Raw genomic sequence first — 12,901 nt, 5'->3', positions numbered from 1 at the left:
GGCATGATGGGCATGGGTGGTGCCGGCGGGCGGGACTCCGAACGCCGGCGGCGGCTGGTCGCCGCGGTCGTGGTCCTCGCGATGCTGCTGGCGGCGGGCGCGACGGTGCTCTCCATCGCGCTGGGCTGAACCCGGTCAGGTCTTTGGGCCCTGGTGGCCCCGGCGGCGGAACGGCACCGTGTGGAACGCCGAGGCCCGCTCCGGCCCGGCTCCCCCCGGAACGAAGGACCGCCGATGACCCTGGTCGTCCCGCCGAGCCCGTCCGGCCCAGCCGGCGACCCCACCGCACCCGCGGAGCCGGCTGTCGCCGACGACGCCGTGAGCGCGGCCGTCGTCCGGCTGAGCGGCGAGTACTCCGGCCGGATCGGGCACCCGGTGGTCGTCCGGGTGGTCCGGGACTGCCGGCGCGACCTCGGCGGGTCACCGGTCGGGGCCCTGCCGGAGCTGGTCGAGCGGTTGGCGCGCTACCGCCTGGACCGGTGCATCGGCTGAGCGCCGTCGGAAAGCGGTTGCCCCGCCGGGCAGGATGGGCCCGTGGGCTACGTCGACGTGACCGGGCTCCGGCACACCCTCTCCGACGGGCGGGTGCTGCTGGACGACGTCTCCTTCCGGATCGGCGAGGGGGCGCGCGCGGCGCTGGTGGGTGAGAACGGCGCGGGGAAGACGACCCTGCTGCGGATCATCGCCGGCGACCTGCTGCCGGAGGCGGGTTCCGTGGCCCGCACCGGGGGCCTGGGGGTGATGCGCCAGTTCATCGGGTCGGTGCGGGACGACACCACCGTCCAGCGGTTCCTCGTGGACCTCTCGCCGCCCGCCGTGCGCGCGGCCTGGGATGCGGTGGAGGCCGCGGAGCTGGCTCTCATGGAGACCGATGACGAGCGCGCCCAGATGGCCTACGCCGATGCGCTGGCCGAGTGGGGGGACGTAGGCGGTTACGACGCCGAGGTCACCTGGGACACGGTCACCGTCGCGGCGCTGGGCGTGCCCTACGAGCGCTGCAAGTACCGCGAGCTGTCCACACTCTCCGGCGGCGAGCAGAAGCGGTTGGCCCTGGAGGCGCTGCTGCGCGGCCCGGACCAGGTCCTCCTGCTGGACGAGCCGGACAACTACCTCGACGTGCCCGGCAAGCGCTGGCTGGAGGAGCGGCTGCGGGAGACGCGGAAGACGGTGCTGTTCGTCAGCCACGACCGCGAGCTGCTGGCCCGGGTGGCCGACCGCGTGGTCACCGTTGAGGGCGGGACGGCGTGGGTGCACGGCGGCGGGTTCGCCTCCTACCCGGAGGCGCGAACCGCCCGGCACGAGCGGCTGGCCGAGCTGCGCCGGCGCTGGGACGAGGAGCACGAGCGGCTGGTGGAGCTGGTCCGCACCCTGCAGCAGCAGGCGGCCAACTCGCCGGACATGGCATCGCGCTACCGGGCGATGCAGACCCGGCTGGCCAAGTTCGAGGCAGCCGGCCCGCCGCCGGACCGGCCGCCGGAGCAGAAGGTGGCCATGCGGCTGCGCGGCGGTCGCACGGGTGTCCGTGCCGTCATGGCCGAGCAGCTGGAGCTGACCGGGCTGATGCAGCCGTTCGACCTCGAGGTCTGGTACGGCGACCGCGTGGGGGTGCTGGGCGCCAACGGGGCGGGGAAGTCGCACTTCCTGCGGCTGCTCGGCGGTCAGGAGGTGGCGCACACCGGGACGTGGCGACTCGGGGCCCGCGTCGTCCCCGGCCTCTTCGCCCAGACCCACGCCCACCCGGAGTGGCAGGACCGGACACCCGTCGACCTGCTCTGGCACGGCGAGCCCGGCCGGCCGGGCGTCGACCGCGGGCGGGCGATGGCCGTGCTGCGCCGGTACGGGCTGACCGAGGCCGCCGACCGGCCGTTCCGCACCATGTCCGGTGGCCAGCAGGCCCGGTTCCAGATCCTCGCGCTGGAGCTCTCCGGTGCCACGCTGCTGCTGCTCGACGAGCCGACCGACAACCTGGACGTGCTCTCCGCGGAGGCGCTTGAGGAGGCGCTCGCGGCGTTCGAGGGGACGGTGCTCGCGGTCACGCACGACCGGTGGTTCGCCCGCTCCTTCGACCGCTTCCTGGTGTTCGGCTCCGACGGGCGGGTGTACGAGTCCGGGGAGCCGGTGTTCGACGAGGCGCGGGTGGCCCGCGCCCGCTGATCACCCGGAGGAACGGCCCTCGCCGCGGTAGGTGGGCAGCGCGTCGACGACGGTGCCGCCCTCCACCGCGTGCAGCACGTCGACGTGCTCGCACAGCTCGCCCGCCTTGGCGTGGCGGAACCACACCCGGTCGCCGATCCGCAGGCCTGCGGTGCCGGGTCCGCGCAGCGGCGTCTGCACCTCGCCGACGCCCTCGGCGGGGAGCGGCCGCAGCCCCGGCGGGTAGGTGGGCGCGGGCAGCCGGTCGGCGCCGGGCGGGCCGGAGGCGATCCACCCGCCACCGGCCACGGTGACGACGCCGGGTGCCGGCAGGCGGGTCACGGGGACGGCGAAGAAGGTGGCGGGGCGGCTGGTGAACGCCCGGTACCCCTCGAAGAGGGTGGGGCAGTAGAGGCCCGAGCCCGCAGCCACCTCGGTGACCGCCGGCTCGGCCGCGGTCCGCTCCAGGCTCCCGGTGCCCCCGCCGTTGACGAACCGCAGCGGCGCGACCGCGGAGACGGCGGCCACCACCTCGGCGCGCCGGTGCGCGAGCTCCCGGGCGGAGAGCGCCTGCAGCCGGCGCACCGCCAGCCCCCGGAGCGGGCGGTGGGCGGGCGCGTCCTGCAGTCCGGCGATCTGCGCCTCGTAGGCCATCAGACCCACCAGTTCGACGCCGGCACGGGCCACCACCGCGCGGGCCAGGGCGGCGGCCTCGCCGGGGGAGTGCACCGGTGACCGCCGGACACCGACGTGCACGCGCCCGCCGGCGGCGCGCAGGGAGGCGTCGACGTCGAGGCACACCCGGAGCGCCGGCCGTGTGGCGGGCGGGACCACGGCGTCGATCAGGTCGAGGTGCTCGACCGAGTCGACCATGAGCGTCACCCGGTCGACCGCCTGCTCGTCGGCGGCGAGCGCCCGGAGCGCGGCGGCGTCGACCGAGGGGTACCCGACGACGACGTCGGTGCTGACGGCGTCGTCCCCGCCGGCCAGCCAGAGCGCCTCGCGCAGGCTGTAGGCCAGCACCCCCGAGAAGCCCGGCCGGGCGAGCACCCGGCGCAGCACTCCGCGGCAGCGCACCGACTTGCTGGCCACCCGGACGGGCCGGCCGGCGGCGCGGGTGACCAGGTCGGCCGCGTTCGTGTCGAGCGCGGCGAGGTCCAGGACGGCGAACGGGGCGTCGAGCGCCGCGGTGGCGCTCTCGAGGGCCGCGTGCCGGGAGGCGGCTGGATCCGGGCTCATCACGGCGCAGCGTGCCCGCTGCCGAGCCGGGCGGGCAAGAGCCCGCGAGCGGTTGACCTCGCGGGACGCAGCCGCCAGAGTCCCGCCTCGACGGAGGGGGAGCGGGTGACCGAGCTGCTGGGCCGGACCGCCGGCCGCACGCGCTGGCGCAACTGGGCGGGCAACCAGCGTGCCGAGGCGACGGCGGTGCACCCGGGATCGGCGGACGAGGTCGCCCACCTGCTCACCGCCGCGGCCGCGGCCGGGCGCCGGGTGCGGCCGATCGGCAGCGGGCACTCCTTCTCGGGCATCGGGCTGCCCGACGACGTCCAGCTGGTGTGCGACCGGCTGGCCGGCATCCGGGCGCTGACCGACGACGGGCTGGTGACGGTGGGCGCGGGCACGACGCTGCACCGGCTGGGTGCCCAGCTGCTGCGCCGGGGTTGGGCGCTGACCAACCTCGGCGACATCGACCGGCAGACGGTCGCCGGGGCACTGGCGACCGGTACGCACGGCACCGGGGCACGGTTCGGCGGGCTGGCCACGCAGGTCCGCGGGGTCGAGCTCGTGCTGCCCTCCGGGGAGGTGCTGGTCTGCGACGCCGGGCGGCATGCGGAGGTGTTCGCGGCCGCGCGGGTGGGCCTGGGCGCGCTGGGGGTGGTGACGGCGGTGACGCTGCAGGCCGAGCCCGCCTTCGCGCTCCGCGCCGAGGAGGGGCCGGGCACCCTCGCCGCGGCGCTGGAGGGGTTCGAGGAGCTGATGACCTCCACCGACCACGTCGAGTTCTACTGGTTCCCGCACACGGACGCGACGCTGGTCAAGCGGAACACGCGCGTCCCGCTGGCCGAGGGCCTGGCCCCGCTCCCGCGCTGGCGGGCGGTGTGGGACGACGAGGTGCTGGCCAACGCCGCCTTCGCCGGGGTGGTGGCCGCCGGTCGCCGGGTGCCGGCGCTGGTGCCCGGCCTGGCGCGGGTCTCGGCGAGAGCGCTCGGTCCGCGCTCGTTCACCGACCACTCCCACCGCGTCTTCGTCAGCCGGCGGCGGGTGCGCTTCCTGGAGATGGAGTACGCCGTCCCCCGCGCCGCGGCCCCGGCGGTCCTGGCGGAGCTGCGCCGGGTGCACGAGGCCGGCGACTGGCGTGCGGCCTTCCCCGTGGAGGTCCGGGTGGCCGCGGCCGACGACGTCCCGCTGTCGACGGCGTCGGGCCGGGACACCGCCTACGTCGCCGCGCACGTCCCCGCCGGCACCGAGCCGGGGTGCTGGTTCGCCGCGCTGGAGCGGATCGCGGGGGAGGTCGGCGGGCGGCCGCACTGGGGCAAGCTGCACGGCCTGGACGCCCCGGCGCTCCGCGGGCGCTACCCCCGCTTCGACGAGTTCGTCGCGCTGCGGGACCGGCTGGACCCCGGAGGGGTGCTCGCCAACGGGCACCTCGACCGGGTGCTGGGGCCGGCCCCGCAGGCCTGAGCGGCGGGCCGGTCGCGGTCAGCCGGCGGGGTCGGGCTCGCCGGTGCCGCCGATGCGGTCGAGCTCCGCCAGCTCCTCCGGGCCGAGGACCCGCGCGGCGGCCTCCAGGTTCTCCTCGAGGTGCGCGACCGAGGAGGTGCCCGGGATGAGCAGCAGGTTGGGGGAACGGGCCAGCAGCCAGGCGAGGGCGACCTGCATAGGCGTCGTCTCCAGCCGCCGGGCCACCGTCTCCAGCGCGGCGGACTGCAGCGGCGTGAAGCCGCCCAGCGGGAAGAACGGCGTGTACGCGATGCCCTCGCGGGCCAGGGCGTCGATCATCGGGTCGTCGTGCCGGTGGACCAGGTTGTAGTGGTTCTGCACGCAGACCACCGGGGCGATGGACTGGGCCTCGGCGAACATCTGCGGCGTCACGTTGCTGACGCCCAGGTGACGCACCAGCCCCTCCTGCTGCATGGCCGCGAGCGCCTCGAAGGGCTCGGCGAGCGAGCGCTCCACGGGTTCCGCGAAGCCGGGCATGCGCAGGTTGACCACGTCCAACGCCTCCACGCCGAGGTGGTCGATGTTCTCCTGCACGGCCCGGCGCAGGTCGTCGGGGGCCAGGGCCTCGGGCCAGCCGCCGTCGGCGTCGCGGCGGGCGCCGACCTTCGTCACGATGACCAGGTCGTCGGGGTAGGGGTGCAGGGCCTCGCGGATCAGCTCGTTGACGACGGTCGGGCCGTAGTAGTCGCTGGTGTCGATGTGGTCGACGCCGAGCTCGACGGCGCGGCGCAGCACGGCGATCGCGGCGTCGCGATCGGCCGGCGGCCCCATGACGTGGGGGCCGGCGAGCTGCATGGCGCCGTAGCCGATGCGGTGCACCTCCCGATCGCCGAGGCGGTAGGTGCCGGACTGCGCAGCGGTGCCGATGGTCATGCGGCCTCCCTACCCGGCGCGGTGGCAGTATGCGCGCCGGTCACCTCGTAGCGGCCGGTTCGGCGGCCTCCGTGCCCAGGGCTACCGGCACCGCTGCCGCCGGGCGGCGCCGGGAGTCGGCACGGATGGCCAGCGCGATCCCCGCGCCGACCAGGGCCAGCCCCGTGCCTACCCACATCGGCGCGGTGAGCCCCAGTCCTCGCGAGATGACCAGTGCGCCGAGCGCGGCGCCCAGCGCGTTGGCGACGTTGAACGCGCCCTGGTTCGCCGCCGACACCAGGCTGCCGCCGGGCACCCTGGCGGCCTCGATGACGGCGTTCTGGACGACCGGGCCCAGGGCGAAGGACAGGCACCCGAACAGCACCAGGAGCGCGACCGCGGCCGTGGTCGACCGGGCGAGGAAGGAGAACGCGACCAGGATGCCGGCCATCGCGACCAGCCCGGCCGCGACGAAGGAGAAGCCGTAGCGGTCGCCCAGCCGTCCGCCGGCGAGCGTGCCGATCGTCGTGCCGATGCCGAAGAGCGCGAGGACGGGGGTGACCCACTCCGCCGGGATGCCGCCGAGCTCGGTGAGGATCGGGCTGACATAGCTGTAGACGGCGAAGAGCGCCGAGAAGCCGACCATGGTGAGCGCGAGGACGAGCCAGACCTGCCGGCGTCGGAAGGCGTGCAGCTCCGCGCGCAGATCGGTGGGCTCCCCGGCGTCGGCGGGCATCCACGCCAGCAGGCAGGCGATCGTCGCGACGCCGATCAGCGCGATCGCCGCCAGGACGACCCGCCAGCCGGCGTGCTGGGCGACGAAGGTGCCCAGGGGGACGCCGACGACGTTGGCCAGTGTGAGCCCGGTGATCATCAGGGAGATGGCCCGGGTGGCGCGGTCGGGCGGGACCAGTCGGCGGGCGGCGACCGCGCCGACGCCGAAGAAGGAGCCGTGCGCCAGCGCGGTGAACACCCGGGCGGCGACGAGCAGCCCGTAGCTCGGTGCCACGGCGGACAGGGCGTTGCCGACGACGAAGACGACCATCAGCGCGACGAGCGTCTGCCGCGGGGTGAACCGCAGCCCGAGGGCGGTGAGGGTCGGGGCGCCGACGACCACACCGATCGCGTAGGCGGAGATGAGCAGGCCGACGGCGGACACCGACACGTCGAGGCCGGCGGCGATCTCGGGCAGCATGCCCATGACGACGAACTCGGTGGTGCCGATGCCGAAGGCGCCGATGGCGAGGGCGAGCAGTCCACGAGGCACGTGAGGAACTCCAGGGACGCGGGGAAGAGTGCCGGCGGCTGGGTCGCCTCGGTGTGCCGGACCGACGGGGTGCTTGCGGGGTGCAGCGCCGGACTCCGACGGTCCATGCCGTCCGGGCCCGTGGGACTGCTCACAGCGGGCGGGCGCCGGGTGCGCCCGCCCGACTGCGGTCAGGGCTGGAGCAGCACCTTGACGGCGCCGTCCTTCTTCTCGCGGAACTTGGCGTAGGCCTCGGGAGCCTGCTCCAGCGGCACCCGGTGGGTGGCGAACTCGTCCACGCCGAGCGGGTCGCCGTCGACCAGGAGGGGGAGGATGTCGGGCACCCAGCGCCACACGTTGGCCTGGCCCATGCGCAGCTGGATCTGCTTGTCGAACATGCGCATGAGGGGCAGCGGGTCGGTCGCGCCGCCGTAGACGCCGGACAGCGAGATGGTGCCGCCGCGCCGGACGGCCTCGATGGCGGTGTTGAGCGCTGCGAGCCGGTCGATGCCGGCCACCGTCATGACCTTCTCCATGATCGCGTCGGGCACCACGGCGCTCGCCTTCTGCGCGAGCGTGGCCAGCGGCGAGCCGTGCGCCTCCATGCCGACGGCGTCGATCACCGCGTCCGGGCCACGGCCGTCGGTGAGGTCGCGCACCCGGGCGACGACCTCGGCCTGGTCGGTCGAGTCGATCACGGTGATGCCGTTCCGCCGGGCCCGCGCCAGGCGTTCGGGGACGACGTCGGAGGCGATGACCTGACCGGCGCCCAGGTGCTTGGCGATGCGGGTGGACATGTCACCGATCGGGCCCAGGCCCAGGACCAGGACGCTGCCCCCCTGCGGGATGCCGGCGTACTGCACGGCCTGCCACGCGGTGGGGAGGACGTCGGAGAGGTAGACGAAGCGGTCGTCCGACGGGGCGTCGGGCACCTTGATCGGCAGCGTGTTGCCGAAGGGCACCCGCAGGTACTCGGCCTGCCCGCCGGGCACCTGCCCGTAGAGCTTGGTGTAGCCGAACAGCGAGGCGCCGAAGCCCTGTTCCCGGTTCTGCGTCGTCTCGCACTGGGACTGCAGACCCTCGGCGCACATCCAGCAGGTGCCGCAGGAGATGTTGAACGGCACGACGACGCGGTCGCCCGGCTGCACCGCGGTCACGTCCCGCCCGACCTCGCGGACGATCCCCATGGGTTCGTGGCCCATCACGTCACCGACGGACATGAAGGGGGCCATGACCTCGATCAGGTGGAGATCCGACCCGCAGACGCCGCTGGAGGTGATCTCCACGATGACGTCGGTCTGCTCCTGGATCGTGGGGTCCGGGACGGTCTCCACCCGGACGTCTCCTCGGCCGTGCCAGGTCACTGCGCGCATACGACTTCTCCCTCGATCAGGGGCCGGAAAAGGGTCTTCTGCCCTTACGTGAGCCGGATCGCGCAACTCTCAACCATCGACGGCGCGTTCCTCACCCTGTGCTGATCGCCGATCACGGTCTGGTGTCCAAAAGCCGCGCACGGCGGTGAGCCAGCTCACATGACTGACGGTTCGTACCCCGTCCGGGAGATCACGAATCCATCACGGCGTGTTTACATGGGCCCCGCTCCTCTCCCCGGGAGCCGCTGTGCAATGTTCGCCGACGGAAGCCAGGTGCATGAGCTCGCTCCACCACGACCGCCTCCCCGAGGGCGGTGCGGCACCGACCGGGATGGTCGACGCCACGCCCGCTCCGGCCCGCACCACCCGCGGGACGAACGAGGAGAAGGCCGGGTCCACGGTCCCGCCGCGGCGCCAGGGGAAGGCGCCCGAGGCGGGGACCCGTCGGACGACCGATCACACCACCCGCACGCCCAGCCGCGCCGCCACCGTGAAGGCCGCCGGTGCCAAGGTCGCCGGCGCTACGGCGGCCGGTGCCACCGCGGCGACCCGCAAGGCGGCCACGGCGGCACGCACCGCGGCCACCCGGCGGGCCGTGAAGGGATCCCCGCCGGCCGCGGCGGCGTCCCCGCGGCGCGACCGGACCGCTGGTGGGCGCCGGGCGACGCCCGCCCCCCTCACCACGGCCCGGGCCGCGGTCGTGCAGGTGATCGCGGCGAAGGTCGCAGCCGCGGCAGCCGCGGAGGCGCCCGTGCGGCGCCGGCCCACGCCCTACAAGCGGTCCGCCGTCGACCTGGCGGCGCTGGCGCCGGTGACCGACGTCGCCGCTCTGGCCGAGGCCCCGGCGCCGGAGGCGGTCGTCGTCGTCAAGGACGTCGCGGAGCTGCCGGCGCCCGTCGAGCCGGTCGTCGTCGTCCTCGATGTCCCGGCCGAGCACGAGGCCGAGCCGGCCGAGGTGGTGGCCGCCGTCGCGGCGGGCCGTCGTGGCTGGCTGGACCGCCGCCCCTCCGCCGGACGCCGCCGGTCCGCGCTCTACCTGGCCGCGGCGCTGGTCGGCGCGCTGAGCATCAGCGGCGCGTCGGTCAGCGGTGCGACGGAGGTGGCGACCGAGACGGCCGGCCACTCGATCAGCGTCGCCGAGGAGCTCGGCATCGACGCCTCGGCCGCGCCGCCGCAGGTGGACGCGGTCGACACCGAGCGGCTGCGCGAGGTGGTCGCCAGCCGCAACGCCCGCGACGCCGACCGCACCGCCGCCGCGGACGTCCAGGCGGAGGCCGACCGGATCGCCCAGGAGGAGGCCGACCGGGCCGCCGCCGAGGCGGCGCGCCCCAAGGCGGTGCTCCCGGTCCAGGGCGGGCGGCTCACGAGCGGCTTCGGCGCCCGCTGGGGCACCCTCCACGCGGGCATCGACCTGGCCGCGCCCATGCGCACGCCCGAGTACGCCGTGATGGACGGCGTCGTCCTCGAGGCCGGCCCCGCCAGCGGCTACGGGCTGGCGGTGTACATCCAGCACGACAACGGGGACGTCACCGTCTACGGCCACATGGACGAGATCCTGGTGACCCCCGGCCAGGTGGTACGCGCCGGCGACACCATCGCCCTGCTCGGCAACCGCGGCCAGTCCACCGGCCCGCACCTGCACCTCGAGGTGCACGTCGGCGGCATCGACGGGGAGCGGATCGACCCCCTCCCGTGGCTCCGGGAGCGCGGCGTCCAGATCTGACCCGCGCGGCCCCCGACGACGCCCCCGCCGCAACCCTTCCGGCGGGGGCGTCGTCGCACGTGGCGCAGATCGCGGCGCCCCGGGCCGGAGCCACCCCGGGCAGTGGGACAGTGGGGTCGCACGACCGGCCGGCAGGAGGAGATCGCGGTGGAGCACGGGCACCACTCGGGGATGTGGGTCCCGGACGAGCCGCCCACCTGGGGGCGGATGCTCATCCCGCACCTGGACCCCTGGTCGGTCCTCGCCGTCCTGAGCATCGTCGGGCTGGTCGTCTACCTGGCCGCCGTCGCGCGCCTGCGGCGCACCGGCGTTCCCTGGCCGTGGTGGCGCACCCTGGCCTGGGTCGGTGGCACCGGGTCGCTGTTCGCCGCGACCGGTACCTGGTTCAACGGCTACAGCATGGTGCTGTTCAGCATCCACATGACGCAGCACATGGTGCTCTCGCTGATCACGCCTCTGCTCCTGCTGCTCGCCGCACCCGTGACGCTGGCGCTGCGCACCCTGCCGCGCGGCCGCGGCCGCGGCCCGGCGGGTGCCCCGCGCGCGCTGCTGCTGGAGGCGCTGCACAGCCGGTTCGCGCACGCCGTGGCCCACCCGCTGTTCACGGTCCCGCTGTTCCTCGCGAGCCTCTACGGCGTGTACTTCACGCCGCTGTTCGACGCGCTCATGTCGAACCCGGCCGGGCACCAGTTCATGCTGGCCCACTTCGTCGTCACCGGGCTGCTGTTCTTCGGCCCGATCGTCGCGCAGGACCCGTGGCCCCGGACGCTCAGCCACCCCGGGCGGATGCTCGAGCTGTTCCTCCCCGTCCCGTTCCACGCCTTCTTCGGCGTCGCGATCATGATGGCCGGGTCCCTGGTGGTCGCCACGTTCGCCGAGCCGCCGGCCGGGTGGGGCGTCGACCCCCTCGCGGACCAGGCCGTGGCCGGGGGCATCGTGTGGGCGTTCGGCGAGCTGCCCACCGTGCTGGTGCTGTCGGTCGTCTTCTTCTCCTGGGCCCGCTCCGACGAGCGGCGGGCCCGGACCCTCGACCGGGTGGCCGACCGCGACGGCGACACGGAGCTCGCGGCGTACAACGCCCGGCTGCGCACGATGGCCTCGCGGCAGGAGGCCTGAGCCCCGCGAGACGCAGCAGGCGCCCCTTCCGTCGCGGGAAGGGCGCCTGCAGCGATGAGGTCCTGCGTCAGCCGACGTGGACGACGGCGTCACCCTCGGCCGGCAGGTCGTCCTTCGTCGCCTTGATGAGCACCGCGGCGACGAGCGCGCCCAGCACCAGCAGGGCGGCAGCCCAGGTGAACGCCGTGGTGTAGCCCTCGACCTGCGCGGCCAGGCCGACGGCCGGGTCCTGCGGGTCCGCCCCGGACGTGAGCGCGTCGGCCGTGTAGGCGCTGATCGCCGCCACCGACAGCGAGGCCAGGACGGCGGTGCCGATCGAGGCGCCCACCTGCTGCGTGGCGTTCAGCATGGCGCTGGCCGCGCCGGCGTCGTGCTGCCCGGCGCCGACGAGCGCGAGGTTCGACAGCGGCACGAAGGTGAACCCGAGGCCGAGGCCCAGCAGCAGCTGACCCGGGAAGGGCAGCGCCCAGAAGCCGGTGTCCAGGCCGACGAACGACAGCGTGAAGAGCCCCGCGGCGGCCAGGAACCCACCCATCACCATGAGCGGCTTCGGTCCCACCCGCGGCAGCAGCGCGCTGGAGGCACCGGCCGAGATGAAGACGCCGAGGGTGGTCGGGAGGGAGGCCAGCCCGGCGACGACCGGCTCGTAGCCGAGCACCTGCTGGAAGTACAGGCTCAGGAAGAAGAACGCCCCGATGAGCCCGGCCCCCACCAGGGTGGAGGTGAGGTAGGCGCCGCCGCGGTTGCGGTCCAGCACGATGCGCATCGGCAGCAGGGGGTTGCGGGTGCGCAGCTCCAGGAGCACGAACAGCGCCACGAGCACCAGCCCGCCGACGATGAACACCCAGGCGAGGCCGTCGGTCCAGCCGCTGTCGGGCGTCAGCAGCGCCGGTGCCCCCTGCGCCGCGGCCTCGGCGTTCGCCGCGGCGACCTCGGCCGCGTTGGTCTGGGAGGCCTCGGCGACACGGGTGAACCCGTAGACGATCGCGCCCAGGCCGAGGGTGACCAGCACCGCGCCGGGGATGTCGTAGCTCGTGTCACCGGGGGCCTTGCTCTCCGGCACGATCGGGATGGCCAGGACGATCGCGAGCAGGGCCACCGGCAGGTTGACCCAGAAGCACCAGCGCCAGTCGGCGTACTCGGTCAGCACGCCGCCCAGCAGCAGCCCGACGGCGGAGCCGCCGCCGGCGATCGCGCCGTAGACGCCGAAGGCCTTGGCCCGCTCCTTCGGGTCGGTGAAGAGCACGGTCAGCAGGGCCAGCGACGCCGGGGCGAGCAGCGCGCCGAAGACGCCCTGGAGCGCGCGGGCGCCGAACAGCATCGCCTCGTTCTGGGCGACGCCGCCGAGCGCGGAGGCGACGGCGAAACCGGCCGCGCCCACCAGGTAGGTGCGCTTGCGGCCCCAGAAGTCGGCGATGCGGCCGCCCAGCAGGAGGAAGCCGCCGAAGGTGAGCGTGTAGGCGGTGACGATCCACTGCTGCGAGGCCGCGCTGATGCCCAGGTCCGCGGTGACGGCGGGCAGCGCGATGTTGACGATCGTGGCGTCGAGGATGACCAGCAGGACGGTCATGGCGATGACGCCCAGGGCCAGCCAGCGCTTCTCGTAGGGCTCGTCGGCGCCGGCCGTCGCGCCGGTCGCGGCAGGGGAGGGGAGTGGTTCGGTCACGGGAGGTCCTCGGGTCGTGCGGAACGGGCCGGATCGCCGGCCGGGAGAGAACGTAGCGGCCTGCAACCATG

Annotated in this window: 11 protein-coding genes; 6 read left to right on the top strand and 5 right to left on the bottom strand. The window is 74.9% G+C overall.

What is annotated here, in order from left to right; translation table 11 throughout:
- Positions 1-3: 3 nt before the first annotated feature.
- The 3 genes from ACI79W_RS14595 to ACI79W_RS14585 all read left to right on the top strand — a co-directional run bounded on the left by ACI79W_RS14595 (position 4) and on the right by ACI79W_RS14585 (position 2,154).
- Complete coding sequence (locus ACI79W_RS14595) at positions 4-129, top strand: hypothetical protein (protein ID WP_456562808.1); 126 nt, start codon at positions 4-6, stop codon at positions 127-129.
- A 105-nt stretch (positions 130-234) separates the two neighbouring features.
- Positions 235-492 carry a three-helix bundle dimerization domain-containing protein gene (locus tag ACI79W_RS14590; RefSeq protein ID WP_456562807.1) on the top strand — a complete coding sequence of 86 codons (258 nt, stop codon included), beginning with the start codon at positions 235-237 and terminating at the stop codon, positions 490-492.
- Positions 493-534: 42 nt separating this feature from the next.
- A complete protein-coding gene (locus ACI79W_RS14585; RefSeq protein ID WP_456562806.1) occupies positions 535-2,154 on the top strand; it encodes an ABC-F family ATP-binding cassette domain-containing protein in 1,620 nt (539 codons plus the stop codon).
- On the opposite strand, the gene ACI79W_RS14580 is transcribed toward ACI79W_RS14585, so the two are convergent.
- Complete coding sequence (locus tag ACI79W_RS14580) at positions 2,155-3,372, bottom strand: amino acid deaminase/aldolase (protein WP_456562805.1); 1,218 nt, start codon at positions 3,370-3,372, stop codon at positions 2,155-2,157. It lies immediately after the preceding gene.
- A gap of 105 nt (positions 3,373-3,477) precedes the next feature.
- On the opposite strand from ACI79W_RS14580, the gene ACI79W_RS14575 reads away from it, so the two are divergent.
- Positions 3,478-4,815: a D-arabinono-1,4-lactone oxidase gene (locus tag ACI79W_RS14575; protein WP_456562804.1), complete on the top strand. Its 1,338-nt coding sequence runs from the start codon at positions 3,478-3,480 to the stop codon at positions 4,813-4,815.
- A gap of 18 nt (positions 4,816-4,833) precedes the next feature.
- Here the strand turns inward: ACI79W_RS14575 and ACI79W_RS14570 are convergent, their stop codons facing one another.
- From ACI79W_RS14570 to ACI79W_RS14560, 3 genes are all read right to left on the bottom strand, one after another.
- The gene (locus ACI79W_RS14570; RefSeq protein WP_456562803.1) at positions 4,834-5,727 is read right to left on the bottom strand and encodes an aldo/keto reductase family oxidoreductase; all 894 of its coding nucleotides are present in this window, start codon (positions 5,725-5,727) and stop codon (positions 4,834-4,836) included.
- 40 nt (positions 5,728-5,767) lie between these two features.
- Positions 5,768-6,973 carry an MFS transporter gene (locus ACI79W_RS14565; protein ID WP_456562802.1) on the bottom strand — a complete coding sequence of 402 codons (1,206 nt, stop codon included), beginning with the start codon at positions 6,971-6,973 and terminating at the stop codon, positions 5,768-5,770.
- A 170-nt stretch (positions 6,974-7,143) separates the two neighbouring features.
- Positions 7,144-8,325, bottom strand: coding sequence for a zinc-dependent alcohol dehydrogenase (locus ACI79W_RS14560; protein WP_456562801.1), 1,182 nt, complete (start codon positions 8,323-8,325; stop codon positions 7,144-7,146).
- 277 nt (positions 8,326-8,602) lie between these two features.
- On the opposite strand from ACI79W_RS14560, the gene ACI79W_RS14555 reads away from it, so the two are divergent.
- Both ACI79W_RS14555 and ACI79W_RS14550 read left to right on the top strand, forming a co-directional pair.
- Positions 8,603-10,048, top strand: coding sequence for a M23 family metallopeptidase (locus tag ACI79W_RS14555; RefSeq protein ID WP_456562800.1), 1,446 nt, complete (start codon positions 8,603-8,605; stop codon positions 10,046-10,048).
- Between the two features lie 147 nt (positions 10,049-10,195).
- Complete coding sequence (locus tag ACI79W_RS14550) at positions 10,196-11,164, top strand: cytochrome c oxidase assembly protein (protein ID WP_456562799.1); 969 nt, start codon at positions 10,196-10,198, stop codon at positions 11,162-11,164.
- Between the two features lie 67 nt (positions 11,165-11,231).
- Here ACI79W_RS14550 and ACI79W_RS14545 read toward each other — a convergent pair whose 3' ends face one another.
- Entirely contained in the window at positions 11,232-12,830 is a 1,599-nt protein-coding gene (locus ACI79W_RS14545; protein WP_456562798.1) for an MFS transporter, read from the bottom strand.
- Between the last annotated feature and the right edge of the window lie 71 nt (positions 12,831-12,901).

The sequence above is a fragment of the Blastococcus sp. SYSU DS0533 genome (assembly GCF_054050775.1).
The sequence above is the reverse complement of the archived record's forward strand: the minus strand, read 5'-3'. Positions and strand labels throughout refer to the sequence as shown.